The organism is Micromonospora sp. ATCC 39149 (assembly GCF_000158815.1).
Classification (GTDB): domain Bacteria; phylum Actinomycetota; class Actinomycetes; order Mycobacteriales; family Micromonosporaceae; genus Micromonospora.
In genome coordinates this window covers 3,166,268-3,191,784 of sequence record NZ_GG657738.1, presented here as the reverse complement: position 1 = coordinate 3,191,784, position 25,517 = coordinate 3,166,268, and the positions used below count along the sequence as shown (strand labels likewise).

General features: G+C 69.2%; 25 protein-coding genes and 3 pseudogenes. 17 read left to right on the top strand and 11 right to left on the bottom strand.

Annotated elements, in window-relative coordinates:
* Positions 1 to 120: 120 nt before the first annotated feature.
* Positions 121 to 1,041 (bottom strand): phosphotransferase, encoded by a 921-nt coding sequence (locus MCAG_RS13460; RefSeq protein ID WP_036377083.1) that lies wholly within the window; start codon positions 1,039 to 1,041, stop codon positions 121 to 123.
* Positions 1,042 to 1,799: 758 nt separating this feature from the next.
* Here MCAG_RS13460 and MCAG_RS13455 point away from each other — a divergent pair.
* The 3 genes from MCAG_RS13455 to MCAG_RS13445 all read left to right on the top strand — a co-directional run bounded on the left by MCAG_RS13455 (position 1,800) and on the right by MCAG_RS13445 (position 4,373).
* Positions 1,800 to 2,720 (top strand): ornithine cyclodeaminase family protein, encoded by a 921-nt coding sequence (locus MCAG_RS13455; protein WP_083802264.1) that lies wholly within the window; start codon positions 1,800 to 1,802, stop codon positions 2,718 to 2,720.
* Positions 2,721 to 2,965: 245 nt separating this feature from the next.
* Positions 2,966 to 3,610: a LysE family translocator gene (locus MCAG_RS13450; RefSeq protein WP_036373335.1), complete on the top strand. Its 645-nt coding sequence runs from the start codon at positions 2,966 to 2,968 to the stop codon at positions 3,608 to 3,610.
* 40 nt (positions 3,611 to 3,650) lie between these two features.
* Complete coding sequence (locus tag MCAG_RS13445) at positions 3,651 to 4,373, top strand: maleylpyruvate isomerase family mycothiol-dependent enzyme (RefSeq protein ID WP_007073522.1); 723 nt, start codon at positions 3,651 to 3,653, stop codon at positions 4,371 to 4,373.
* Positions 4,374 to 4,391: 18 nt separating this feature from the next.
* Here MCAG_RS13445 and MCAG_RS30690 read toward each other — a convergent pair.
* Both MCAG_RS30690 and rox read right to left on the bottom strand, forming a co-directional pair.
* Positions 4,392 to 4,561: pseudogene (locus tag MCAG_RS30690) on the bottom strand (transposase); the annotation flags it as partial.
* Between the two features lie 120 nt (positions 4,562 to 4,681).
* Positions 4,682 to 6,145 (bottom strand): rifampin monooxygenase, encoded by a 1,464-nt coding sequence (gene rox / locus MCAG_RS13440; protein ID WP_007073521.1) that lies wholly within the window; start codon positions 6,143 to 6,145, stop codon positions 4,682 to 4,684.
* A 943-nt stretch (positions 6,146 to 7,088) separates the two neighbouring features.
* On the opposite strand from rox, the gene MCAG_RS13435 reads away from it, so the two are divergent.
* Positions 7,089 to 8,789 carry a CocE/NonD family hydrolase gene (locus MCAG_RS13435; RefSeq protein WP_007073520.1) on the top strand — a complete coding sequence of 567 codons (1,701 nt, stop codon included), beginning with the start codon at positions 7,089 to 7,091 and terminating at the stop codon, positions 8,787 to 8,789.
* Between the two features lie 196 nt (positions 8,790 to 8,985).
* On the opposite strand, the gene MCAG_RS13430 is transcribed toward MCAG_RS13435, so the two are convergent.
* Positions 8,986 to 9,618, bottom strand: coding sequence for a sugar O-acetyltransferase (locus tag MCAG_RS13430; protein ID WP_007073519.1), 633 nt, complete (start codon positions 9,616 to 9,618; stop codon positions 8,986 to 8,988).
* 321 nt (positions 9,619 to 9,939) lie between these two features.
* A complete protein-coding gene (locus MCAG_RS13425) occupies positions 9,940 to 10,416 on the bottom strand; it encodes a glyoxalase/bleomycin resistance/extradiol dioxygenase family protein (protein ID WP_007073518.1) in 477 nt (158 codons plus the stop codon).
* A gap of 72 nt (positions 10,417 to 10,488) precedes the next feature.
* Here MCAG_RS13425 and MCAG_RS13420 point away from each other — a divergent pair, with 72 nt between their 5' ends.
* Positions 10,489 to 11,289: a helix-turn-helix domain-containing protein gene (locus MCAG_RS13420; protein WP_007073517.1), complete on the top strand. Its 801-nt coding sequence runs from the start codon at positions 10,489 to 10,491 to the stop codon at positions 11,287 to 11,289.
* A gap of 157 nt (positions 11,290 to 11,446) precedes the next feature.
* Here the strand turns inward: MCAG_RS13420 and MCAG_RS13415 are convergent.
* Positions 11,447 to 12,007: pseudogene (locus tag MCAG_RS13415) on the bottom strand (aminopeptidase P family N-terminal domain-containing protein); the annotation flags it as partial.
* An 82-nt stretch (positions 12,008 to 12,089) separates the two neighbouring features.
* On the opposite strand from MCAG_RS13415, the gene MCAG_RS36220 reads away from it, so the two are divergent.
* Positions 12,090 to 12,305, top strand: a complete 216-nt coding sequence (locus MCAG_RS36220) for a zinc-binding dehydrogenase (protein WP_083802263.1) — start codon at positions 12,090 to 12,092, stop codon at positions 12,303 to 12,305.
* Between the two features lie 57 nt (positions 12,306 to 12,362).
* On the opposite strand, the gene MCAG_RS13410 is transcribed toward MCAG_RS36220, so the two are convergent.
* On the bottom strand, positions 12,363 to 14,003 hold the full coding sequence (locus MCAG_RS13410) for a triacylglycerol lipase (protein WP_007073515.1): 1,641 nt from the start codon (positions 14,001 to 14,003) through the stop codon (positions 12,363 to 12,365).
* Positions 14,004 to 14,414: 411 nt separating this feature from the next.
* On the opposite strand from MCAG_RS13410, the gene MCAG_RS13405 reads away from it, so the two are divergent.
* The 3 genes from MCAG_RS13405 to MCAG_RS13395 all read left to right on the top strand — a co-directional run bounded on the left by MCAG_RS13405 (position 14,415) and on the right by MCAG_RS13395 (position 16,549).
* On the top strand, positions 14,415 to 14,882 hold the full coding sequence (locus MCAG_RS13405; RefSeq protein ID WP_157548031.1) for a hypothetical protein: 468 nt from the start codon (positions 14,415 to 14,417) through the stop codon (positions 14,880 to 14,882).
* A 67-nt stretch (positions 14,883 to 14,949) separates the two neighbouring features.
* Positions 14,950 to 15,495, top strand: a complete 546-nt coding sequence (locus MCAG_RS13400) for a hypothetical protein (protein ID WP_036377074.1) — start codon at positions 14,950 to 14,952, stop codon at positions 15,493 to 15,495.
* Between the two features lie 109 nt (positions 15,496 to 15,604).
* Positions 15,605 to 16,549, top strand: coding sequence for a hypothetical protein (locus MCAG_RS13395; protein WP_157548030.1), 945 nt, complete (start codon positions 15,605 to 15,607; stop codon positions 16,547 to 16,549).
* Between the two features lie 219 nt (positions 16,550 to 16,768).
* Here the strand turns inward: MCAG_RS13395 and MCAG_RS34710 are convergent.
* The 4 genes and pseudogenes from MCAG_RS34710 to MCAG_RS13380 all read right to left on the bottom strand — a co-directional run.
* Positions 16,769 to 16,919, bottom strand: a pseudogene (locus MCAG_RS34710) (IS5/IS1182 family transposase); the annotation flags it as partial.
* An 89-nt stretch (positions 16,920 to 17,008) separates the two neighbouring features.
* Positions 17,009 to 18,250, bottom strand: coding sequence for an RNA polymerase sigma factor (locus MCAG_RS13390; RefSeq protein WP_007073511.1), 1,242 nt, complete (start codon positions 18,248 to 18,250; stop codon positions 17,009 to 17,011).
* Complete coding sequence (locus tag MCAG_RS13385) at positions 18,247 to 18,618, bottom strand: YciI family protein (RefSeq protein WP_036373333.1); 372 nt, start codon at positions 18,616 to 18,618, stop codon at positions 18,247 to 18,249. Before MCAG_RS13385 ends, MCAG_RS13390 begins: the two co-directional genes overlap by 4 nt.
* 49 nt (positions 18,619 to 18,667) lie before the next feature.
* Positions 18,668 to 19,303 carry a DUF998 domain-containing protein gene (locus MCAG_RS13380; protein ID WP_036373332.1) on the bottom strand — a complete coding sequence of 212 codons (636 nt, stop codon included), beginning with the start codon at positions 19,301 to 19,303 and terminating at the stop codon, positions 18,668 to 18,670.
* A gap of 93 nt (positions 19,304 to 19,396) precedes the next feature.
* Here MCAG_RS13380 and MCAG_RS32500 point away from each other — a divergent pair, with 93 nt between their 5' ends.
* From MCAG_RS32500 to MCAG_RS13345, 8 genes are all read left to right on the top strand, one after another.
* Complete coding sequence (locus tag MCAG_RS32500; RefSeq protein ID WP_036373331.1) at positions 19,397 to 19,738, top strand: hypothetical protein; 342 nt, start codon at positions 19,397 to 19,399, stop codon at positions 19,736 to 19,738.
* A gap of 103 nt (positions 19,739 to 19,841) precedes the next feature.
* Complete coding sequence (locus MCAG_RS13370) at positions 19,842 to 20,141, top strand: hypothetical protein (RefSeq protein WP_083802262.1); 300 nt, start codon at positions 19,842 to 19,844, stop codon at positions 20,139 to 20,141.
* 127 nt (positions 20,142 to 20,268) lie between these two features.
* Entirely contained in the window at positions 20,269 to 20,862 is a 594-nt protein-coding gene (locus MCAG_RS35680) for an ABC transporter substrate-binding protein (protein WP_083802261.1), read from the top strand.
* The gene (locus tag MCAG_RS35675) at positions 20,859 to 21,866 is read left to right on the top strand and encodes an ABC transporter substrate-binding protein (protein ID WP_007073506.1); all 1,008 of its coding nucleotides are present in this window, start codon (positions 20,859 to 20,861) and stop codon (positions 21,864 to 21,866) included. Before MCAG_RS35680 ends, MCAG_RS35675 begins: the two co-directional genes overlap by 4 nt.
* Complete coding sequence (locus tag MCAG_RS13360; RefSeq protein ID WP_232290151.1) at positions 21,863 to 22,897, top strand: ABC transporter permease; 1,035 nt, start codon at positions 21,863 to 21,865, stop codon at positions 22,895 to 22,897. Before MCAG_RS35675 ends, MCAG_RS13360 begins: the two co-directional genes overlap by 4 nt.
* Before the next feature lie 103 nt (positions 22,898 to 23,000).
* Positions 23,001 to 23,789 carry an ABC transporter permease gene (locus tag MCAG_RS13355; protein WP_232290150.1) on the top strand — a complete coding sequence of 263 codons (789 nt, stop codon included), beginning with the start codon at positions 23,001 to 23,003 and terminating at the stop codon, positions 23,787 to 23,789.
* Complete coding sequence (locus tag MCAG_RS13350) at positions 23,786 to 24,796, top strand: ABC transporter ATP-binding protein (RefSeq protein WP_007073503.1); 1,011 nt, start codon at positions 23,786 to 23,788, stop codon at positions 24,794 to 24,796. Before MCAG_RS13355 ends, MCAG_RS13350 begins: the two co-directional genes overlap by 4 nt.
* A complete protein-coding gene (locus tag MCAG_RS13345; RefSeq protein WP_007073502.1) occupies positions 24,793 to 25,512 on the top strand; it encodes an ABC transporter ATP-binding protein in 720 nt (239 codons plus the stop codon). The genes MCAG_RS13350 and MCAG_RS13345 overlap by 4 nt, the downstream gene beginning before the upstream one ends.
* The last annotated feature ends 5 nt before the right edge of the window (positions 25,513 to 25,517 follow it).

Sequence of the window (25,517 nt, the reverse complement as noted above, 5' to 3'; positions counted from 1 at the left end):
ACGGCAACCAGACGGTCTGAACGCCGAGTTGCTCGTTCATCGCAACGAGCTGGCACTCGTAGCGAACGTGCAGGACTCGGACGGAGCTGCATAGGTAACCACCGCTCGGTGTTCCGCCGTTCAATCCGTGGCGGTTTCGAGGTATCCGGTGAGGTAGGTCAGCGCCGCAGCGGCGTCTTCGCCGTCGCCGTGAGGTCTACGGAGGTCGTCGGTGAAGGCCGCGACATCGGCGAGCGCCCACCACCGCCGGTAAAGGGCGATACCGGCTGGCGTGACGCGACGGCCCGCCGCGTCGGTATATCTGGCCGAAACCTCGTCGTCCACACCGGCTGAGTCAGCACCGATCATGCTGGTGAATGCTGTGGTCAGCATCCACAGGTCGCGTTCCGGCGGGGCGATCTGCACGGTTGTCCAGTCGATGAGCCGCATACCAGCGGAGGTCCGTATGACGTTGCCCGGATGGGGTTCGCCGTGGGTGATGACCCAGCCCGGCTTCGTCCCGTGAACGACGTCGACAAGCCTGTCGAAGTCCGCCAGCCATCGCCGAACCCGCGCGTGGTGTCGGACCAGCAGCTTGCGGGCCGGCTCGGCGTGCGGCCCACCCGTCCACGGATGGTCCAGATCGTTCAGCGCCTCGTGCAGCCGCTTCCGGCCGGGAAGCCGGAGGCCGGCTCGCGGAGCGAGGTGCCCGACCACCGGAGTGGCCCGATGCAAGTCGGCAAGCAGGCCCACTATCTCCACCAGGTCCTCGCACCGGTGCGGCCCGAAGTCTCCGGCGGCGCCGTCGACCAAGGGGAACACCGACAGGGCATACCTCGGATTGAGCCGGCGTAACACTGCGCCGTCCATGGCGGGAATCGGCGTGACGACGAATTCGAGCCCCGCATCACGATGCAGGGCCAACGCGGTCGTGAAAGACCGGTGCAGGTTGTTGAAGGCGTCCTGGAGTAAGGCTCCGCCTCCGCTGAGGTCATCGACCTTGACGAACCAGACGGTGCCGTTCTGGTCGATGACAGACCAGTGGTAGCTGCCCGCGCCCACCGGTAGGTACTCGGCGGACCCCACCTGAATGGCCCAGCCTTCGAGGAGCGCTGCCACCAGCTCGTCCTCGTCCAAACCGGCTGGCCTATCCCGCATGGAAAGCATTCTGCCCGGTCTTTCTGGTGAACCGGCGTCAGGATATCGGCCTACCCCGAAAGCTTCGCTTCCGCGTACTCACATGACGCGATCCGGTCGCTACGTGACGTCGCGACAGGCCCAGCGTGGACGGCCGACGCACCCGTCGACGAGCGGGCGGATCCGACACGGTCAGGCATCGCTCCGGATCCGGGGGACGATGGGTGTTGTCGGGGTGAGCGCGGGCGATGCGGAGCACCTCGGAGATCAGAGGGCGCAGCTCTGGCGGGTCCACGCGTCCTTTCGATGCTCGACCCATCTGGGTTGTCGAGCCGGGAGGGCAACGCTACTTCGAGCCGAGCAACTCCTGACTGGTGTACTGGGTCAGGCGCTGGGGTCTGCCGCCGTAGCGTCAGGGCGCCGGTCTGCATTGACTCGCGTACCCTCTGCCGCTTCGGGCTGGCTCATCAGGAGGGTGCCGTCGCTGGCCGGGCCCGGGCAGTGGCATCGCGCAACTGCTGGCGGCCACCGGGGAGCACGTCGTCGACGTCCCGGCCACCCTGGCCGCCCGAGCTCGACTGCTGGACACCGGCGGCACCCGCAAAACCGACGGTCCTCGAACGCTGTGGAGAGGCGGATTAATCAGCGGGCCAGGAAGGCTTGGCGGTTGAGATAATGCCGCAGTGACTGTCGTCCTGACGCGCTCGCGTGTTGACAACCTTGTGGATGCAGGGCAGGTGCTGGAGATTCTGCGCGAGGGATTCCGCGCACCGGCCGCCCACCAGCCGCCGCTGCGTATCCGTACCGATCTTCCCGGCCCGGGCACCGCGACCTGCCTCATGCCGGGCCTTCTGCCGGGTGTACCGGCGTACACCGTGAAGACGAATGCCAAGTTTCCCGGCGCCACACCGGCGTTGCGCGGCGTGGTGTGCCTGCACGACCTGCAGTCCGGAGAGTTGCTCGCCTTAGCCGACTCTTCCTCCATCACGTCGTGGCGTACCGGGCTGGCCGCCGCGCTGGGCACCCACCTGCTCGCCGCATCCGGCGCTGACACACTCGGATTCGTCGGTGCCGGCGCGCAGGCCGGCAGAACCCTGACAGGTCTGCGACACCTGCGCAAATGGCGCAGGGTCGTCGCCTGCGACCTGGACCGGACACGCGCAGCTGCACTGACCCGCCACGTCGTAGCCAGCGCCGCTGACGTGGCGGCCGACGCCGATGTCGTCGTTCTCGCCACCTGGTCCCGCCAACCTCTGCTTCACGCGTCCGGCGTGCGGCCCGGACAACACCTGACGACGCTCGGCGCGGACGAGCCCGGCAAGATCGAACTGTCCGCCGATCTGCTGCGCACGGCGCGCGTCGTCGTTGATGACCTCGCCCTCGCCGCCCACTCCGGTGCGCTGGGCAATGCCGGCCTCGACGCCGGCGCCGCTGTCGGGACCCTCGCTGAGGTTGTCCAAGGCACGCTCCTCGCCCGCGACTCCGAGGAAACGGTCACGGTATACGCGCCCGTCGGACTCCCTTGGCAAGACCTCGCGCTGACCTGGGCGCTGTATCAACGCGCGACGACTCCGGACCAGATCATCATCGATCTGCTCGCCTGACGGTGGCTCCGGAAGGCCCGGCAGTTCAGCTTCTCGACCACCGGCCCTCCGGCATTCCGCACCAGCCGGCCGCACCTGATCGTTGCCTCCCCTGTTAACCGGCAAGCGGCGGAACGGCAGAGCGCTTCTTCACCGCGTACGTCCGCCGCCGTCTAACTCGGGGCGGCAGCATGCGGCATGTGCGTGACCCATGCCTGGCAGCAAACATGGTTGAGCCGATCGACTGCGGCCGGGATGATCCGGTCATGGATCTTGTTGCCTCGATACCCGCGTTCGTGGTCGCGGTGATCCTCATCTCCGCCTCGCCCGGCCCCGCGATGGCGCTGATCCTGCGCCGAGCCGCCGTGCGTGGGTTCGGCGGTGCCGTGCCCACGGTGTTGGGGCTTGAGGCCGGCCTGTACCTGTGGGCGTTGTTCGCGGCCGCGGGCCTGGCGGCGCTGGTCGCGGCCTCAGAGATTGCTTATACGGTGCTGCGGGTGGTCGGCGCGGGCTTCCTGCTGTACCTCGGGATCAAGGCATGGCGCTCGGCGTGGCGCAACCGCGGAGCGGCGGCGGAGCCAGCGGGTGAGCCGCCGGTTACCACGGCGAAGGGGTGGGCGAAGGCATTCGGCGAGGGCGCGGTGGTAATGCTCGCGAACCCGAAGGCCGCCGCCTTCATGATCGCCTTTTATCCGCAGTTCGTGCCCGCCGATCGGCCGCTGTTCGCCACGACCGCGGCGCTGGCCGTTCTTCAGGTAATCATCGAGATCGTGTTGTATCTGACGCTTGCGGCATTGGTGGGTCGCGCGAGCGGGTGGTTCCGGCGGTCGACGGTCCGACGGCGGCTCGACGCGATCAGCGGCACGGTGCTGGTCGGACTGGGGATCCGGATGGCCACGGAGGGCCGCTAGATGGCCCTGTATGACTCCGGCGCCGGCGTAGGCTGAACTCATGATCGACTGGCGGGTTCCACCGCACGAGCTCTTGTCCTCGGTCGCCCAGACGCACGCTGCGATCATTCGCTTAGCTGATGGCCTTGACGAGGGGCAGTTGCGTGCGGACTCGTCGCTGCCCGGATGGACGCGGGCACATGTGTTGACGCACCTGGCGGACAACGCGTGGGCCTTCGAACGGCAAGCTCGCCATGCCCTACGCGGGGAGCTGGTCGACATGTACGACGGCGGTCAGGCAAGCCGCGACCGGTCCATCGAACAGGGAGCGTCCCGCACCGGGGCGGAGTTGCGCGAGCAGCTGCGCGATGCGCAGCAAGCCTTGCAGGACACCTGGAGCAGGCTCTCTGCCCCAGACTGGCTCCGACCGGTCCGGTTCCGCAACGCTACCGTGCTGGACACGGCGTTGGCCCGCTGGCGGGAGGCAGAAATCCATGCCGTCGACCTGGATCTTGGCTACACCCCCCGGCATTGGCCAGCCGCCTTCGCGCTGCACGTACTCGACTTCCTGGCCGCCCGCGTCCCAGCCGGGATCCTATTGATCCTCCGAGCCGACGACATAGACCAGACCAAAGTTATCGGAGCAGGTGCGCCGGTCGAAGTCAGCGGAGCCGCACACGACCTGGCGGCGTGGATGGCCGGCCGGGCCACCGACCGAGAAATACGCACGGCGTCAGGCAAGCTGCCCACGCTAGGCCCATGGCCGCCAGATCCAGCAGACTGACGCGGATTTGCCGCCGACCCGGGTGCGGGGGTCGTGGCCCATGCGGACCAGCGTGACTGTGTGGAGGCTCGGTTGAGGCGTTGGTCGCCGCCGCGGTTGAGTCGGTGCCGGGTCGGGTTGCCCGATGAGGCTGGTAGTGGTGAGGCGCCGGCCAGGGCGGCGAACGCGGCCTCGGAGCGGATGCGTCCGGATCGACGGTGCGTAGCAGTGCGGCCAGTGCGTTGCGACGCGTTCGCACCGGTGCCCCGAGGGCGTTCCCGGGTCACCTGGGCGGGACGACCTTCCACATGCAGTCCGCGAAGCGTCCCTCACCCGGCCGTAGGAGCTCCTGCGGCACCGAACCACTTGGACAGCGCGACCTCGAGCGTCTGCTGATTCTCGCCGACCCACGCGACGTGCCCGTCCGGCCGAAGCAGTACCGCCGGCACGTCCAGCTCCTCGCTGGTGTCGGCGACATGGTCGACCCGGTCGGCCCAGCGGTCCACCGAAAGCCGCCCCGTCTGGTCGAGCAGCAGCCCGCTGCCGGTACGTAACAGCTCGAACAGGCGCCCATGCTTCAGCTGGACGTCGCGCAGCCGTCGCCCGAGCAGGGCGTGGCCCTCACCGAAGTCGTACCGGATGCTGATCGCCGTGATCTTCTCGATCAGGAACCGGTTGACGTCGTTGAAGTCCATCAGTTGCGCCAACAACCGCCGAACCGCCTGCGGCCCGGGCTCGTTGGCCGTCAGGTGCATCTGTGCGCGGGTGTTGTTCAGCACGTCGGCGGCCACCGGATGCCGCTCGGACTCGTAGCTGTCCAGCAGGTCGTCCGGCGCCCAGCCGTTGATGGCCGCAGCCAGCTTCCAACCTAGGTTGAACGAGTCCTGGATCCCGAGATTGAGCCCCTGCCCGCCCATCGGCGGGTGGACGTGTGCGGCGTCCCCGGCCAGAAAGACCCGTCCAACCCGGTAGCGCTCGGCCTGGCGGGTCGCGTCGCCGAAGCGCGACAGCCAGCGGGGGGAGTGCACACCGAAGTCGGTACCGGCGTACTTGCGCAGCTGCTGCTTGAACTCCTCGAGCGTCGGCGGCACCGAACGGTCTTCGACCACGCCCTCCGCCGGCACGACCGCCCGGAACACCCCCGGCTTGCCCGACGGCCCGATTCCGAACCGCTTCTCGGTCTTGCGCACCTCGGTCATCACTTCGGTGATGTCGTCCGGCGACGCCGTCACCTCCATCTCGCCCAGCAGGGTGTCGTTTTTCGACGGCTCGCCGGGAAATCCGACCCCGAGCAGTTTGCGAACCGTGCTGCGCCCGCCGTCGCAGCCCACGACAAACCGCGCCCGCAACGGCTTTGCAGTTCCATTTCCGAGGTGGACGGTCACGCCGTCGTCGTCCTGCCCCAGCCCGACCACTGCACAGCCGCGCCGGATCTCGGCTCCGACTTCGGCCGCGTGCTCGGCGAGCAGCCGGTCGGTGAGCGTCTGCGGAATGCCGAGCACGTAGCCGTGAGCGGTGTCCAGCCCGGTGGGAGCAGGCTTTTCGATGCCCGCGAAGAAGCCTCGGACGCCGCCGGGATGGATCGCGTACTGCTTGCCGTTCTCGAGGAACCGCTCCAACAGCCCCCGCTGATCCATCACCTCGATACTGCGCACGTGCAGCCCGAGCGACCGCACGAACGGCGGCAGCTCGACCTCCTTCTCCAGCACGAGCACGTTGACGCCCCGCAGACGCAATTCGCTCGCCAGCATCATGCCGGTCGGCCCGCCGCCGACGATGATCACATCGAACACGCATTCCCCCTGGTCTGCCGATTCTTACGCTCGGCCGACGATTGTGCGCCACGACCGGGGCCTTGCCGCAAGCCCGGGGGTGCGGTATATGTTAATAGTGGCAAGGAGCTCTCCTCCTTGCCACTATCTGTTTTCAGGGGGCCGGGCGCGCGCAGTCGAGCTCACAGTTCGACGGATGGCTCGCCGAGCACGATGGCAACGAGCACCAGTTCGAGCACCACGCAGTCGTGCTCCGGCGAGCGCGTCCGGCTCAGCTCCGTACACGCCGCCCCGATCCGACCCGCCAGCCCCTTACTGCACCGGAACGAATGACGCCTGATAGCTGCCACGCCCGGTCCAGCGCGGACTCGGTGGCGGGGTCTTGACCATTGTGATGCCTTCGGCGGCGGTGACCTCGTCGAACGCGGCGCTGTGCTGCCTCCCGGCCGCCCCGACACCTCCCATTAGGGGTGCTGGGGTGACGAGCCGGTGGACCCGGATCGTCGAGGGCGGCTGCCGGGTCAGAGCGAACAGGAAGGTCCCGGTCCGGCAGGTTTTGGCACGGTACAGGCAGCTGCGTAGCCGTGGTCACCCTGGAGCCTGCGCCGCCCGTATCGATGACCCCGCAAGGAGCCGGTAACCAGAATTTCATGGACGTCGGCATCGTGCTAAGTGCTGATAGCGTGACGATATCTAATATCTTGGTTGTCAAACGCGACTTTCCCAGCGAGTCAAGCAAGACCTGCCGCCGCAGATCTCGAAGGAGGCTGTCCTGTCCGAGGTCGCGCGAAAATTCAATTCAGTGGTCTTGCGCCAGCGGCGGCGCGCCTAGCTTGGAATTGGCATGACGATGCGCCGATCGCGTTCGGGGGCGCACCGACACGTTCGATGATCAAAACAACTGCGGGCGGTCGGAAGGCCACCCGCCGACCGCTGCAAAAACACCAGTCGCAGGGAGTGGCAAGTGTCTAGTGGCTTCGATGACAAGCCTTTTCATCCGTCGCCCGAACAGCAGGCCCTCACCGACGCCATCCGGCAGGCCATGCTCGATCCCACCATGCGTCACATCGGTCGCCTCGCCCAGTGGGAGTTGGCTGAACGGTATGAGAGCTTCGCAGAGACCGCCAGCTACCAGGAATTTCCTATTCTCCTGGCCGACGGGACGAAGATAGACGCAGCGCTGAGTGTCCCACGGCGGCTGGCGCCGGGACAGAAGATCCCGGTCGTGATCATGCCGGCGCCGCTGAGCCCGCTGGGTCGCGACTCCTACGTCGGCATGTTCTGGCGCTGGGCGCGCGGCAACTACGTCTCGTTGGCCTACAGCCAGCGAGGGCTGGCTGGATCGTCCGGGGAGATTCAGGTCGCCGGCCCGCAGGACTGGGCCGACGGAACAGAAATCATCACCTGGGTGGTGGACAACGTGGAAGCAGCCGACCCCGATCGGATCGGGCTTTTCGGAGCGTCCTACGGCGCTGGAACCAGCTTCCTGACCGCCGCACACGATAGCCGGGTCAAAGCAGTGGCCGGCGCCAGCGCGTGGGCAGACCTCCTGCTGTCGCTCTACGAGAACAACACCAGGCACATCAAAGCATTCGAACAACTCGTTCTACTATTCAACGAGGACCGGTGCTCCGCCGAGTTCAGAGAAGTCATCGCCAAGATCCGAAACAATCAGATCGACGACGAGGTGAAGGAATTCGCACGCCTCAGGTCGCCCAGTACCCATCTCGCCAGATTCAATTCCGCCGAGCTGCCCGTGCTGATGACAACCTACTGGCACGAAACAATCTTCTCGGTGCCGGCGGTCACCGACTTCTACCGCAGCCTGCAAACCCCAAAATCGCTACTCGTGCAGATCGGTGACCACGGAAACGGAGAATTGCCAGGGCTGCTGGGATTGCCGTCCAAACCGACCGAGATGACCTATCGATGGATGGACCACTTTCTTGGCGGCACTGCAGGCGACGGCCTGGAACCGCGATTCGGTGTCCGCTCCGAATACATGCACAATCTGTTGTCCGACATTCACCACGACAGCTGGGACACGTACGCGCTGCCGCAAGAACGCTACTATCTGAGCAGCGCCGACGAAGGTGGCCGTGACGGGAAGATCATTGCTGGAAAACCGCTACCAGGCTGGACTCGCAGCATCGAAACGACGCCCGGGTTCGACACGGAAGCCTTCGTCGCCGAAAAACTGGTCCAAACCGGGCTTCGGGAACGCCTCGGTAATCCCTGGATCTACAAGACCGACGTCATCGCCCGCCAGCATGCACTGGTCTGGAACACCGAGCCACTGGAAGCGGCCAAGCGGGTGCAGGGCGAACTGGAGATACGGCTGACTGTCACATCCCAGGCCACCTCCTGCCTCATCGTTGCCTACCTGTTCGACTACGACCCGATCGTCGGCGATGCCGCCATCATCACCAACGCGCCCTACACCCTCGAGAACACACCACCCGGCCAGCCATGCACGGTTACGTTCCCCATGCAGCCCGCCCACTACGTCCTACGACGAGGCCACCAACTCCAGCTCATCATCGACACCCACGACACCTTCTTCGCCGACGCGAACGCCGACGGAACCCGCGTCGAAATCTCGTCACCGGAAGGCTGCGAGTCCTACATCGCCGTCCCCCTCCACGACCTGTCGCCACCCAATTGAGCAAGCGGTGACCGGTGCAACCTCACGAACGGTTCCGCCGGTCACCGCAAGGGCGCGCGGCAACGGCCCGTTTGGCTGGGATTCCCGACTGGCGTTTACCCAAGCACCCCCGTCCAAGATCCGATGCACGGATTTGCCGCGAGCCCTGACGAGCCGGCCGTTGCCGGGTAGGTGCATCGGGCGCGGTGGAGCGGAGCTACGCGTGCGTTCGTGGCTCCTCGGTAGGGGCTGCTGCGCGGGTGTGGAGGTCGTCTTCTGTGATGCGTCGGACGACTCGGCAGGGTACTCCAACGGCGACGGTCATGGCCGGGATGTCGTGAGTGACGACGCTGCCCGCGCCGATGACGGCGCCGTACCCGATGCGAACGCCGGGAAGCACGACGGCGTTGCTGCCGATCCAGACCTTGTCCTCGATCACGATGGGTTCGGAGAACCGCCGGAAGTCCACCCGCAGGTCCGGGTGGACCGGGTGCCCGGTCGTGGTCAGCGTGACGCCTGGCGCGATCATGACGCCGTCGCCGATCCGGATCTCCACGTCGTCGACGAACGTCAGGTTGACGTTGCCGAAGAAGTCGTCGCCGATGTGCACGTTGCTGCCGAATCCCGCGTGGAACGGCGACAGGAGCACAGTGCGCTCGCCGACCGACCCGAGGGTCGCCTCCAGGAGAGACCGGCGTCGTGCGGCATCGCTCGGCCGTGTCTGGTTGTACTCGAAAATCAGATCGGTGCGGCGTTGGGAGTCCCGGAAGGATGCTTCCGACTCCGTGTAGAGAAGCCCTCGCCGGATCTTTTCCAGCACTTCCTCATCATGATCGGCCACGATCAACACTCTCTCATGCGAGGGCTGGCGGGGTGACCTTCGCGCCGGACGACCCAGTCCGGACCGGCCGCTGGTGTCGCTGGTCGACCCGACGCCGGCGAGGGCGCGCCACGCGGTACGGCGGGTCGACCCGTTCGCGCCCGACGACGTGGAGGAGTTGGTGGTGGCGGTGAGCGAGGTGGTGACCAACGAACTGCTCCCGGCGGGCGGCGCACGGGCGGCCTCCGGCCTGTGGATCGCCACCAGTCCTGCAACCACGTCGTCTTCACCCGCGACGCTGACGGCCCCACTTTTCCGCCTGACCTGCCGGCAGACCTCAGTGACCAGCGGTCAGCTCTGCTCGGCGGCCCACTCGGCAACCCGCTGGGCGCTTTCCTCGGGGGACAGGTCCTCGACCCTTGTCATGATTGTCCAGCGGACACCGAACGGATCGCGGATCGAGGCGAACCGGTCGCCCGAGGCGAACGTCGCGAGGGGCTCGCGCACGGTCGCGCCGGCCTTCTCGGCCCGGGCGACCAGGTCGTCGGCGTCGGCGCAGTACAGGCCCATCGAGTAGCAGTCATCGTCGCCGGCCGGCGCCGCGACGAGGTGGTAAGCCGGGGTGGGCTCGCCGAGTTGCAGGTGTCCCTGGCCGAAGTCGAGGTCGGCATGGACGACAACGCCGCCCATCTCGGTCACATCGACGACGCGGGCGCCGAAGACCTCCTGGTAGAAAGCGACGGCCTGGGCCGCGTTCGGGATCGCCAGGAACGGGGTAAGGCTCGTGAAACCGTGCGGCACGCCGTTGGTGGTGTATTGACCATTCATGCGTACGATGCTATGAGCGCCGGCCGCCGCGGTGCTTGGAGATTCGCGCCATCCTGACCGTAGGCTCGCCAGATGAGCGCCGAGACCCATGGAGTCCTCTACCCGGCCCGGCTGCCCTCGTTCCGCCGGGTGCCCCCGCCGGCGCCGCTCGAAGATCTGGTCCGGTGGTTCTGGATCCCGGAGTGGGACATCGCTGCGGGCCGCACCTCGCGTCAGTACCTGGTCGCGTACCCGGCCTGCAACCTCGTGGTCCAGCCCGAGCAAGTCAGCCTCACCGGACCCACCACGCGGCTGTCGTATCGCGACCTGACCGGACGCGGCTGGGCCGTCGGTGCGCTGCTGCGCCCAGCCGCGGTGCCTGCGTTCGTCGACCCGCCCGCCGACCTTCGGGACTCCGAACTTCTCCTCGACGAGCCGCAGCTGCACTCCGCGGTTGTCAAGGCCATGCGGATCGCCGAGCCGGACAGGCGCCACCGCGAAGCGGTCGAGACCCTCAGCGAATGGCTGGCGGAACGGGCTCTTCCCGTCTCCGGCGAAGGCCGGCTGGCCAACGCCATGGCCGAGCTGATGGACAGCGCGGCCGACGTGCGAACCCTTCACGACGCAGCCACCCGCCTGCACATCTCCCCCCGCACGCTGCAGCGGCTGGCCAACCGGTACGTCGGGCTCGCTCCGGTCGAGATGATTCGGCGTCGACGCCTCCAAGAGGCCGCGCAGCGAGTCCGCTTGGAGCCGGACGCCTCCCTCGCGCAGATCGCCACGGAACTCGGGTACGCCGACCACGCCCACCTGACCCGCGAGTTCCGCGACCGATTGGGCTTCACCCCGAGCGCCTACCGTCGAGGCGTCTGGCCCTCGACCCAGAGCCTTTGACCACCCGTACCAGCGAGCCGACCCAGGCGCGCAGCGGCTTGGGAACCGACCGCCTATGGCGCTCGTCCACTGACCAGCAGTGACCATGAGATCTACCGCCGCATCAGCGCCGGTGTCAGGGGAGTACGACCAGGTCGCAGTCGGTGCGGCGGACTCCGACGATCACGACGTCGACCCGGGCATGCCCCTCGGCGGTGATCGCGGCCGGCGATGTCCCGGCCGACCTCCCGTTCGGTGCGTCCTGCCCGTAGCCACTCGCCATGCGGGTGTGCACCCGGTCGATGGCCGCACCGGCCCGGCGCAGGGCGGCGGCCTCCTGTGGGGTCTTGCGCATCCGTAGCTCGTTCAGCACGCTTCCGGCCAGTTCCTGCCTGGCGCCCGGCAGAGCGGCGTGGAAGGCGGCGGTCTTCTCCGCCCACATGTGGTTGTCGACGCCGACGCGGGCCGTCCACGCCGGCAGCCGGGCCGCGACGATGGCGTAGGGGTCGTCGGTCTCGTTCCAGCCTGTGATTCCTATGCCGAGGCGGCCGGCCGGGGATGCCTGGGCCGCGGGCTGCTCCAGCGCCGGCACCAGGAGGAACGGGGAGCCTTCGACGGGGAGGACCAGGCAGGTCAGCCGCTCCAGCGGTTTGGCGTCGTAGCCGGTCAGGTAGCGCAGGTCGGCGCCGGGGGAGAGCAGCAGGGCGTCGAGCCCGTTGAGCGCTGCTGCGTACCGCACGGTGACGTGGGCGAAGTGAGACGCGAGCCTGTAGCGGCAGGCCGAGTTTGGACATGTCCAGGCGGGCGCCGTAGCTGATCGTCTGCGCCTGGCCAGGACCTTCGGCGCTACCGACGTTCTCTACGCCGCTGAAGCGCAGACCGCCGCAACAGTCGTCGACTGGACCGGTGGCGGCGCTGCCGCGGTCGTGGAATGCGTCGGTGGCCAGCCCGCCTTGGACCTTGCGCTGACCGTTGCCCATGCCTACCGGGCGATGGACAACCGGCAGGCGATCAAGGCGTTGGTCCGACCCAGCTAGCAGAACCGCTGCGCTGCCGACGGGCTGGCAAGTCGACGGCCAGTCGTTGCGGCGCGCTCAGGTTGGCGGGCAGGCTTGCTGGCGCAACGCCCGGTCGGGCTGGTCCTCGGCGTGCCACGCCGGGTTGAGCGCCAACGGCAGGGGTGGTGCCTGCCACGCCCCGGCGGCCCGTTCGACAATCGAGTAGTCCCAGCGGGTCTGGTCGGGAACCGGTTTGCCGGTGACGTGGTCGGCCACGGTGGCCAGCACACGTGGCTGTTTGAGTAGCTGACCGTGCCAGCCGACCACCTCGACCACGGGAATCTGCGCGTTGAGCTCCGCTGGGACCGCGATGGCGTCGCTCAACGGCAGAATCGCGATCAGCCGTACGCCTCGCACCGGGCAGAGCATTTCGTTGCGGTAGAACGGCGCCTCGTCGAGCAGCGAACGGATGAACGGCTCCTCGGGATCGTCTCGTAGCGTCGCCCCGACGCCGATCAGCGCGAACATGGCCCGCAGCTGCCAGCCCGTCGCGACACCCCAGCCCGTGTCGGCCTGCGGCGGTGGGTAGTAGACCCGGCCGGCGCGCAGGACGTGGCTGAGCATGACCGCCGAGTCGACCGCCGGGTGGCGCAGGCGCTCCAGGTAGTAGCGGGCGATCAGAGCTCCCTCGCTCTCTCCGACCAGCGCCACCTTCCGACCGGTACGGTTGTGCAACCGCTCCACCTGCTTGGCGAGCACATGTGCACTGGTGGGTATGGACTGGTGCGTGTCGGCCGGCGAGTAGGGCAGCGGCCGGCCATGCCCGTCGGTGCCCCGGTACGAGAAGCGGATCACGGGTGGTTCGGCCTTCTCCGGATCGCCGCGGTAGTCGGAGTCGTAACCACTGAGGAAGATCACCGTCTGTTGGATGTCCCCGACCTCCGGCAGGCGGCCGATAGGCGCGGTCGCTCGTTCCGCACCACGGGCACCCCCCGCCTCCACCTCGTCGAAGAAGAACAGCGGGGCCAGGACCATGGCGATGACCAACGGGACTACCGGCACCCTGCTCCAGCGCACCCGTTCGGGCAGCACCGCAGCCCGCACCTTGCGCTGCCACAGCAGGCCGTTGGCCACGCCGGTCACGGCGGCCGCCGGCACGGTCCACACGTCCGGAACGGACCAGACGAGCACGGCGCCCAGCGTGAGGGTCAGGAAGTTGAGCAGTGACCAGCCGATCAGATCGGCCGACGGCAGGCCGCACCACCAGCGCGGCACGATACCGCCCCGCTGCAGCCACGGTGCCAGGATCAACAGCGGCGCCAGCTCCATGACCTGGAACCACGCCAGCGACACGTCTGCGGCGATCACGGCCATCGCCGCCCACGGCAGGAGAACCAGGTGGGCGACTATCGAGTAGAGCAGGTTACGGCGGGACAGTTGGCGAAACGACGGCCGTGGACGCTCCGCCGGCCAGGCGAGACCGATCAGCACGGCGGAGAACAGCCCGCGGAGCACGATGACACCTGCCAGCAGGACGGCGTACATCGCCCAGGAGTTGTGATACACCAGCACCCAGCGCATGTCGAAGAACGTCGCATACGGCGAGATCGCGCTGACCTGGGGCGCCATGCCGAACACCGAGCTGAAATCGTACGCCGCCAGTACGCCCGCCACAGCCGCCACCGGTGCCACCGTCAGCACGAGCAGCCACAGCAGACGTACTCGCTCCGGACGCACCCTTGCTCCTCTCCTGCCACGCGGATGACCGGGGCGTCACGCACCCCTTCTTCCGCCGGCCCCAAGATCGCCGTCGAGTACCCGCCCCGCACCCGAACATTCGCCGGACGGGCGGCAGACCTGACGGCGCGGCGTTGGTGGATGGTGTCGTGCAGGGCGAGGGCGGCCAGTTGTTGGGGCGGGCGACACCGGGGTGCCGTAGCACCAGGAGGGGCGCGGCGGTGGTTGGCGATGCCGCACCACCTGCCGCTACGACCACGGCGGTCAGCGCCACCGACACCTCGACAGGGCCGGGTCGCATCGATGGTTGGCCACCGGTGCCCATATACTGCCTATATGAGGCATTTGATGGTGTTGGCGGGGTTTTCCCTCGTAGTGGGGACCAGTGGGGTGGTCGCGCCGTTGGCTCCGGTGGCCGCCGCCACGTTCGTCGTTGCGCGGGCGCTGCAGACGGGTCTGGAGCTGACGGCTCCGTCGTCGGTGAGTCTCGGCGGCGGCCGTCCGGGCGACACGCTCAGCCGGTCGATGGGCGACGTGACGGTGCGCGACAACCGGCCGGTCAATCCGAACACCTGGACGGCTACCGTCACGTCCACATCTTTCACGACTGGCGCCGGCGCCTCGGCGGCGACGATCCCGGCGGGCCAGATGTACTACTGGTCCGGACCCGCCACCCGTTCGACCGGTGGGGGCACCTTGGTTCCCGGGCAGCCGACCCGCGCCCAGGCGGAGACACTGGCTGTTCCCCGCACCGCCTTCCGCAAGAGCTCCGGCAACGGGAGGAACCGGGTCACGTGGAACCCCACTCTGATGATCACGCTCCCGTCGACGGCGGTGGCCGGCCTCTACCGCGGCACCGTGACACACTCGGTTTCCTGATGAGCTGAATGAGGGGTCTTTTCCTTTCTCGCCCCTTATGTCGGACTCGGAGTGCTACAACCTGCCTATGAAGAGAACGCTCGCACCCGTGCTGTGCCTCCCCGCTGCGGTGATCCTTGGCGTCGCCACACCGGCGGCCGCGCAGCCCTCTGTGGACACGCAAGTCACCTTCACCGTCGCCACCGCCAACCTCACCATCGAGGCCCCGAGTTCGGTCAACCTCGGCTCCGCTTTCCCGGGGCAGCGCCTAAGGGGTCCGATGGGGCCCGTCACCGTCCGCGACCAGCGGGCGGCGGCGACCGCCACCTGGACCGCCATGGTCGTCGCCAGTGACTTCCGAACCGGCACTGGCGAGCCGACCGAGATCATCCAGGCGCAGCTGGTGGAGTACTGGTCCGGGCCCGCCACAGCCACCACCGGCACCGGTACGTTCGTCCCCGGCCAGCCCACCGAAGCCCAGCGGGTCACCCTCAACCAACCGCGGGTCGCCTTCTCCAAGACCTCCGGGGCCGGCAACAACTCCGCCACCTGGAACCCGACACTCGAGATCAGTATCCCCTCCGATGCGGTCGGGGGCCTCTACACCGGGACGGTGACCCATTCTGTGTCGTAAGCGACGGGACGCAACGGCACTCGCCCTCGCCGTCACCGCGCTGGTGCTGGCGGGGGCCCCCGCCGTCGGAGCACCACCGACACCTGCACCCTCAGCGGCGGAACTCGGCGTGGGCGTTCGACTCCTCGACGCCCCGGTCAGCCGCCGCGACGATCCCCGCGCCCACCAGTACATCGTCGACCACGTCAACCCCGGCACGACGATCCGGCGCCGGATCATCGTGGCCAACCCCTCGCCGCTCAGGCGCGAATTCGCCGTGTACCCGGCCGCTGCCACCGTCGACAAGGACGAGTGGACCGTCGCCCCCGCACGGACCGCCAACGAGTTGTCGAGCTGGATCACCGTCGACCACGATCACCTCAACCTGAACCCCGAGCAAGAAGCGACGGTCTGGGCCACCATCCGCGTCCCCGAAGACGCCTCGGTTGGGGAACGGTACGCGGTGATCTGGGCCGAGACCGCCGGGCGACCCGATGACGGTCCCATCCGCGCCATCAATCGCGCGGGAATCCGCGTCTACCTGTCCGTCGGCCCCGGCGGCGAGCCTCCCTTCGACTTCACCATCGGCGACATCGCCGGCACCCGCGCCCCGGACGGCACCGCCATCCTCACCGCCCGGGTGGTCAACACCGGTAAACGCGCCCTCGACCTCGACGGCACCCTGTCACTGACCGACGGGCCAGACGGCCTCGGCAAGGGCCCGTTCAAGGTGGAGGCCCCCACCCTCGCGATCGGCGCCACCACCAACCTCGAGGTCCCGGTCGGCCAACACCTACCCGACGGCCCCTGGACAGCCACCCTGGAACTCGCCAGCGGCTGGACCAAACGCAGCGCCACCGCCCGCGTGACCTTCGCACCCCCCGGCGTAACCAAGCCCGCATCCGACAGCGACCACAGTCACATCATCCTTGTTGGTGGCCTCGCCACATCCGCACTCGTGCTGGCCCTTCTCGTCGGCTACGCCAGGCGTCAGCGCCGACTCACCAACCAACCAGTCATCCTGCGGGCGTGGCTGCCGACACCGCCATTCAACAGGGCATCCGACAGCCGCTGACCCAACAGCCTGTCCGGTCGCCCAACCGGCTGGATTCCCTGGGCGGCCCTCGCGGTTGGCACGCTGGCCAGTCTCACCGCGAATGTCGCCGTGTGGCGCATCGGCAAGGCACTGGTTGGATGGGGAATCGCGCGGCCGTTCAGCGCGGGGAGCGCCGCGGACGGTCCTTGGGTATAGGGGCCGTTTGGTCCGGGGCGACGGCCGTCTTAAGGCAGCTTGTAGGACGAGGACGGCCGGGACGATTGTGGTGGCGCGTCGGGGGCAGCCGCGGAGTTTGGTCAGGACTTCTGAGGGTGGCGACGGCACGTGCGCCGACGTCCCGGATTCTGGCGTGGTGGGGGTTGACGGCCTTTTGCCTCCGGGAAAGTCGGACGGTGCGGGCGGCGGAAGCCTCGTCCTATGTCGACACCGGATCCCCGACACACCCGCCCTGACCAGGCCGATCACGATGAAAAGGGCTCAGCTGAGGTGCTCGGCTTGGTTGAGCAGGTATTGCTGTTCGACATGGTTGTCGGTCAGGGTGGCTGCCTCGCGGTACATCAGTTGAGCGGTGGTGGTGTCGCCGGTCATCTGGAGCAGGTGGGCGCGTACGGCACGTTCTCGCTGCTGGGTTAGTGGTTCCTGGTCGAGGTGGTGGTGTCGGTTCAGGTCGTCGAGCAGTGCGAGTCCCCGGGTGGGTCCGTAGGCTTTGGCCACTGCCACGACCCGGCTCAGTCGCACCGGTGCGGTGGGGTTGAGCCGTTCGAGCCACAGATACAGTGCCGCGATTTGTGGCCAGTCGGTCTGTTGCGGCGTGCTGGCCGTGGCGTGCACGGCCGCGATCGCCGCCTGCAGCTGGTAGGGGCCGACCCGGTGGCGGTTCCAGACGCTGTCGAGCAGGTCGGTGCCTTCGCGGATCAGCTCCTGGTTCCATCGGCTTCGGTCCTGCTCGTCCAGCGGCACGAGTTCGTCGTCCGGGCCGGTGCGGGCGTTGCGCCGGGACTCGGTGAGCAGCATCAGGGCGAGCAGGCCGGTCACCTCGGCATCGTCCGGCAAGGACTGGTGGAGCATGCGGGTGAGTCGGATCGCTTCGCCGGTCAGGTCGAAGCGAAGGAGGTTGTCGCCGGCCGAGGCCGTGTAGCCCTCGTTGAAGATCAGGTAGAGCACCTGCATTACGGCGGTCATGCGGCTGTCTCGGTCGGCGTCGGTCGGCGGGGTGAAGCGGGCGCCGGCGCGGGCCAGTTGCTGTTTGGCGCGGCTGATCCGGGTACCCATGGTGGCTTCGGTCGTGCCGTAGGCGTGCGCGATTTCGCCGGTGCTCAGGCCGCCCACTGCGCGCAGGGTAAGTGCCACCTGGGAGGTGGCGCTCAGTGCGGGGTGGCAGCAGAGCAGGAGCACGGTGAGGCTGTCGTCGGTCTGCCGCGCCGGGTCCGCTCGGCGGGCCGGTTCCTGCATGGCCAGCTCGGCCATGCCGGCTTGCTGCTCACGTCGCCGCCGGGCCTGGTCGGAGCGGAGCAGGTCGACCATCTTGCGGTAGCCGATGCGGATCAGCCAGCTGCGCGGGTTGTCCGGAACACCGTCGACCGGCCACATGCGGCTGGCGGCCAGCAGCGCCTCCTGTACCGCGTCCTCGGCGACGTCGAAGTGACCGAAACGGCGTACCAACGCGCCGAGCACCTGCGGCGCGTGCGCGCGTAGCAGGTGCTCGACGTGCATGGTCATTCGGTGAAGTCCTCACCCATGATTGGCCGGATTTCGATCGGCTCACCGAGGACCTCGACGATCCGGGAGGCGATCTCGACGGCGCGTTCGTGGCTGGCCACGTCGATCACGGCGAAGCTGGCCAGGACCTCCTTGAGTTCGGCGAACGGTCCGTCGGTGGCCATCACGCCCTCCGGCGTCCTGCGCACCGTGGTACTCACCGCCGGGTGGCCGAGGCCTTCGCTGGTGACGAACTCGCCGCTGGCGGTGAGCTCCTGCTGGAACGTCTGGTAGGCGGCGAACGCTGCCACCGCCTCCTCCGACGGGGTGGCTGCGGTCGCGGCGTTCCAAAGGTCGGCCGGGGTGTAGCCGAGGAGCAGGTACTTCATGGCGGAATCCATTTCTTTTCGAGCGTGCTCGGGCACAGGTTACGTCTGCTCAGCCGCGGCGCCGCAGCCGTAACGCGACAACGGTGGTCCAGGTGAAGGCGACCAGTCCGTTGACCGCGATCTGGACGCTCATGTGCTCCGGCGACACCGGCAGCAGCAGCACCAGTGCGGCTGCGCCGTTGAGCACGGCCGCCGGCACGGCCCGGCGACGCGCGGAGCGGACGGTCAGCACGATGGCGGCAACCGCGAGCGCGGTGAACGCCACGGCGGCTGCGACCGAATGTACGACGCTGTGCCAGGACATTCGGGCCACCGGACCGTCGGGGCTACCGGGCGGAAAACCGTTCTCCGGATCCATGGTGAACAGCCCGGCAGCGATCAACCCGACGCCGAAAATCCCGACGAGGATTGGCAGCGCCCGCCGGCCGATCCCCTCGGTGAGGGTGCGTTTGATGCCGGCCGCCAACGCCAGGCCACCGAGGCCGGTGAGCACGAACGTGGTGATCTGGATCCAGCCGAGGCCACCGGTGGCGAGTTGGCTGATCGGGTGCCGGGTGATGTCGAAGCCGTCCCGGGTGGCCGCCTGGACGGTGGTCGTGGTGAAGAACACCGGCCCGGCCAGCGCGCCGGCGAGCAGCAGGCGGTCTGACGCACTGCGGACGGTGGGGACAGCGATGGTGGCCATGGCTTCCTCCTTCAGCGAATCTCCTGCCGCTACCTCGTCGCCGGACCTGCGGTCTCGACACCGCTTGCATATGGCCTGGGTCACATTCGGGCGGTGTCGAGGGTCGCGGATTGGCTTCGAGGTGGCGGCGGAATCACCGGCCTGGAAGTGATCGGGCACCTGCGCCCGATCGGCGAACCCACCAGCGCGGACGTTATGTCCCGGTTCTACGACTCGGCCGGCAACACCCTCGACTACGTCTACGAACTGGCCGACGACACACTCACCATCTGGGGCGGCGCGAAAGGCACCCCCGCGTACTACCGGGGCGCGTCGCGCGGGCTGCAGTCGTTGAGGTGCGGCTGTCGCGTCCTCGGGCTGGCGCAGGGGCTCGTCGGCGCTGGCGGGTGGGCGAGTTCACCCGAACAAGCGTTCTTGCAAGTCTTTTGCAATTAAGCAAGACTTGCATCAGGGGGCGGGCGCCCGGCATCGCGATGATCACTACGTTTGCCGGGGCGCCCGGCCGCTTTCGGCCGAAGAGAGTTTCGAGGAGTTGCTGGTGGGCGTCTACTCACTGCCCGACATGCCGTACGCCTACGGCGCGTTGAAACCGGCGATGCCCGGCGAGATCCTCACGCTGCACCGCAGCAAGCACCACACCGCGTACGCCAAGGGCGGCAACGACGCGCTGGAGCAGCTGGCCGAGGTCCGCGACAAGGGCGACTTCGCGGGCCTGGTCGGGCTGGAGAAGACGTTCGCGTTCACCCTGTCCGGGCACGTGCCGTACTCGATCTTCTGGCCCTCGGGCTCGTCGCCACGCGGAACGGTCGGTCCCTGGACGACCTGGTCCGGGAGCTGACCTGCTTGTGGCCGCGCAGTCCCCGCCGACCTGAACCACCGGCCCGTCGACGCACCGGGCACGCGGCAACGGCTTGTCCGATCCGGCGTGTGCCGGGCTCGCACCACATCGATCGCAGGAGTACGTCATGAGCAAGCCCCTGACCGTCCGCGTCACGGCGGTGGCCGTCGCCGCTGCGCTCGCCGTCTCCGGCTGCTCGTCGTCGGCGACGCCGTCGGGTGGCTCGAACGCCGCCGGAACGATCGTGGTGGCGACGGCGGGGGAGCCGGACACCCTGAATCCGGTGCTGAACTACGGCGTGGACGGCGGTTCGTTGATCTTCGACGGCCTGGTTGCGCGCGACGCCGGCAACCAGCTTGTGCCGGCTCTTGCCCGGGAACTGCCCGCCGTCTCCGTGGACGGGAAGACGGTCACCGCGAAGCTCCGCGACGGAGTGCGGTTCCACGACGGCTCCCCGTTGACCGCGCAGGACGTGGTCTTCACCTATCGGGCGGTGCTGGACCCGACCGTCGACTCGACGCTGCGTTCGGACCTGGACATGCTCGCCTCGGTCACCGCGCCGGATGCGTCGACGGTGGTGTTCACCCTCCGGTACGCGTACGCGCCGTTCCTGCAGCGGTTGGCACTGGGCATCGTACCGGCGAAGGCGTTCACGGGGCAGGACGTGAACAAGGCCGAGTTCAACCGTAAGCCGGTGGGCACCGGCCACAGTACCGGGTGATCTCGTGGACCCCGGGTGACCGGCTGGTGCTCGCCGCCAACGAAACGTACTGGGGCGGTAAGCCGGCGAATTCGGGTGTGGTGGTGGCGTTCGTCGCCGACGACAACGTCCGCGCCCAGCGGATGCGGGCCGGGGAGTTCGACGCGGCGGAGCTGGCGCCGAAGCTCGCCGCCGGCTTCGACGAACAGGGCGGCTATCGGGTGCAGCGGGTGCCGACCGCCGACTACCGGGGCGTGATGCTGCCGATGGACAACCCGGTCCTGGGGGACCTGGCGGTGCGGCGGGCGCTCAACCTCGCCGTGAACCGGCAGGCGATGGTGACTGGCGTGCTCGGCGGCGCCGGGGAGCCGGCGTTCGGGCCGGTGCCGCCGTCGTCGGAGTTCGCCGAGGCGTCCGTCGTCGGGAAACCTTCGGCCGACCCCGCCGCCGCGACGGCGGCCCTCGACGCGGCGGGCTGGCGGACCGCTCGGGACGGCATCCGTGTCAAGGACGGCCGGCAGGCCGCGTTCACGCTGATGTACCCGGCCACCGACAGCCTGCGCAAGGAACTCGCCCTCGCGGTCACCGCGGACGCGAAGAAGGTCGGCATCAAGGTGACGCCGGAGGGCCTGACCTGGGACGCGATCACCCCCCGGATGAAGACCGACGCGCTGATCATGGGGTACGGCACCCCGTACGACCCGGACTTCGTCTCCTACAAGCTGTTCGGCTCCGCCTTCGCCGGCCAGGGCTTCTTCAACCCCGGCTCCTACCGGTCCCCGGCCACCGACACGGCACTGCAGCAGGGCCGGGACAACGCCGACCCGGCCGTGCGCAAGGCGGCGTACGCGGCGTTCCAGAAGCAGCTCACCGCCGACGCGCCGTGGGTGTTCCTCACCTACCTCCAGCACACCTACGTCGTGAAGGACACGGTCGCGGGAGTGACGCCGCGGGTGGAGCCGCACGAGCACGACGTCGCCAACAGCCTCTGGTGGAACGTCCAAACCTGGACCAGGAAACCGTGACCGCGTCCCTCCCGGTCAGCGGGCCGGCCCCGAGGACACCGATCCGCCGGCGGCGGCTCGCCGGCGCCGGCCGGGTGATCCGGCGCCGGGCGCTGGTGGCCGTGCCGGTCCTAGCCGCGACCAGCATGAGCATGTTCGCCCTCGGCGCCGCCTCGCCCGTCGACCCCGCGCAGCAGTACGCGGGCGCGGCGGCGTTCACCACCAGCGAGGAGAACCTCGCGCAGATCCGCGACAACTGGGGCGTCGACGACCCGCTGCCGGTGCAGTACGCCCGCTGGCTGGGCAACCTGCTCTGCGGCGACCTCGGCTGGTCGACCAGCCGCCACGAACCGGTCGCCGACGTGCTCGCCGCCCGCGCCGGGTGGACGCTGCTGCTCGTCGGCGTGGCTCTCGCCCTGGTGCTGGTAGCGAGCCTGCTGCTGGGCACCCTGGCCGCGTACCGGCGGGGTGGCTGGTTCGACCGGGGCCTGCGCGCCGTCGCGTACGCGGTGCAGTCGATGCCGGTGTTCTGGATCGGCCTGGCCGCGATCGCGGTGTTCGCCCTCAGCCTGGGCTGGCTGCCGGCCGGCGGGCTCACCGACGTCACCGCCACCGCCACCGACCCTGCCGACGTGGCCCGGCACCTGGTCCTGCCGGTCACCGTGCTGGCGATCGCCCAGGCGCCGTGGTTCGTGCTCTTCATCCGCGACGCCGTCGCCGACAGCCTCCGCGACGACCACGTCCTCGCCGCGCGGGCACGCGGGCTGCCCGGCCGCACCGTCCTGTTCGGCCACGCCCTGCGGACCGCGCTGCTGCCGTTCCTCACCCTGGTCGGCACCCACCTGCCCGAACTCGTCGGCGGCGCGGTGCTGGTGGAAACCGTGTTCTCCCTGCCCGGCCTCGGCGCGGTCACCGTACAGGCCGCCCTGGGCAGCGACTTCCCGCTGCTGGCCGCGACGACCCTGGCCACCACCGTCGTCGTCCTGACCGCGAACCTGGCCACCGATCTTGCCTACGCCGCCGCCGACCCCCGGGTACGCCTCGATGACTGACCTCGCCCCACCCCCGATCAACACACCGACGCGGACGCCCCGGCCCAGCCGCCCGGCAGCACGGCCGAGAAGGGGCCGAGTCGGCCAGGGTGTGGCCGCCGCCGTGCTCACCACCGCGATCGCCGCATGCCTGCTCGCCCCACTGCTGTGGCCACTCGACCAGAGCGCGGTCGACCTGGCCGGTACCCGCCTGGCGCCGTCCTGGGCGCACCTGGCCGGCACCGACGAGCTCGGTCGCGACGTCGCCCACCGTAGCCTCTACGGGCTGCGGGTCTCCCTGCTCGTCGGCGCGGTCGCCGCGCTCGTGGCCACGGTCATCGGCGGCCTGGTCGGCGCGGTTGCCGGCACCGTCGGCGGCCGGGTCGACCGGGTGCTCATGCGGATCGTGGACACCATCGCGGCCCTGCCGCACCTGCTGCTGGGCATCTTCATCGTCGCGATGCTGCGGCCCAGCCTCGGCGCGGTGATCCTGTCCATCGGGCTGACGCACTGGCTGTCCACCGCCCGCATCGTCCGCTCCGAACTGCTCAGCCTGCGTACCCGGCCGTTCATCGACGCGGCGGTTTCCGGCGGCGCCTCCCGCATTCGCGTGCTCACCCGGCACCTGCTGCCGCACGTGCTGCCCCGCCTGGCACTGGCCACCACCCTGATGGTGCCGCACGCCGTGTGGCACGAGACCGCCCTGTCCTTCCTCGGCCTCGGGCTGCCACCGCATCTGGCCTCGATCGGCAACATGATCAACGACGGGCAGCGGTCCCTGCTCACCGGGGCCTGGTGGTCCAGCATCGTCCCCGGCCTCGTCCTCGTCGCGGTCACGCTCGCCCTCGCCGTATTGACCGACCGGTGGCGTGACCGCCTCGATCCCCGCGTACGAGCGGAGCTGAACCTGTGACCACCACCGTTCTCTCCGCCACGACCGTCACCGTCGACGGCCCCCAGCATGCCCTGCTGAAAGTTGAGGGGCTGAGCGTCCGCTTCCGCCTCGGTGACGCCACGGTGCACGCCGTCACCGACCTGCACCTGACCCTGCACCCTGGGGAACTCCTCGCCGTTGTGGGGGAGTCCGGCTGCGGGAAGTCCGTGCTCGCCCACGCCCTGCTCGGCCTGCTGCCCGGCAACGCCGTCGTCACCGGCCGCGCGCACCTGCGACCGCCCACCGGGGATCCGGTTGACCTGGTCGGCTGCGGTGAGCGCCACCTCGCCCGTGCCGTCCGCGGCCGGGCCGTGGGGTTGGTGCCGCAGAGCCCGGCCACCGCCCTGACCCCGGTCCGGACCGGCCGGAGGCTGCTGGAGGAGACCCTCCGAGCCCACGGCCACACCCGCCGTGACGCCCCCGTGGTCGCCGACCGGATCGCCGCCGACGTCGGCCTCGACCCAAACGACCTCGACCGCTATCCGCACGAGCTGTCCGGCGGCATGGCCCAGCGCCTCGCCACCGCCCTCGCCCTCGCCCCCGACCCACCGCTCCTGCTTGCCGACGAGCCGACAACCGGCCTCGACCGACCGCTGGTCGACCACACGCTCGACCTGCTGCGCCGCCGCTGCGACGGCGGCGCCGCCGTCCTGCTCATCACCCACGACCTCGCCGCCGCCCGCCGCGTCGCCGACACTGTCGCCGTCATGTACGCCAGCCGCATCGTCGAACACCGGCCCACCGCCGCACTGTTCGACGCACCCGCCCACCCCTACACCGCCGGGCTGCTCGACGCGCTGCCCGACCGTGCCTTTCGACCCGTCGCGGGACACCCGCCGATGCTCACCGACCTGCCCGCGGGCTGCGCCTTCGCGCCCCGCTGCGACCGTGCCACCGACACCTGCCACACCCCGCCTGCCCTCGGCCGCGACGGCGCCGGCCGGGTCGCCTGCCACCACCCGACGAGCACCGGAGCACGCGCATGACCGCCCCCACGACGCAGACCATGGGCGGTACCGGTTCCAGCGCCGTCCCGTCCGCCGGCCTCGCCGCCCACCAGGTCAGCCTTTCCTTCGGGCGACAGAGCGTCCTCGACCGGGTCGACCTGCACCTCGCCCCCGGCGAGACGGTCGGGCTGCGCGGTCCGTCGGGCAGCGGCAAGTCGACCCTCGCCCGCGTCCTGGGCCTGCTGCACACGCCCGACGCCGGGCACGTCACCTTCGACGGCAGACCCGTGGTCGGAGCGCGCCACCGGCTACCCGCCGCGATCCGTACCCGGGTCGCGATCCTCTTCCAGAGTCCCCGTGCCGCCACCGACCCGCGGCTCAGCCTCGCCGACATCGTCGCCGAACCGCTACGCGCCACCGGCACCGGCAAGGACGAGGCGCGGGCCCAGGCAGCGGAGCTGGCCGAGCTGGTCGGCCTCACCCCGGACCTGCTCACCCGCCGCCCGCACGCCGTCAGCGACGGCCAACTGCAACGCGCCTGCCTCGCCCGGGCGCTGGTGCACCGGCCCGCGTACCTGCTCTGCGACGAGGCCACTGCCATGCTCGACGCCTCCACCCAGGCGCACCTCGCCGGCGTCATCACCGACTACCAACGGCAGCACCACGCCGCCGTCCTGCTCATCACCCACGACCCGGCCCTGATGACCCGCTGGGCCACCCGCGTCGTCGACCTCCCGCCTCCGGCGGGGTCGTAGCGAGC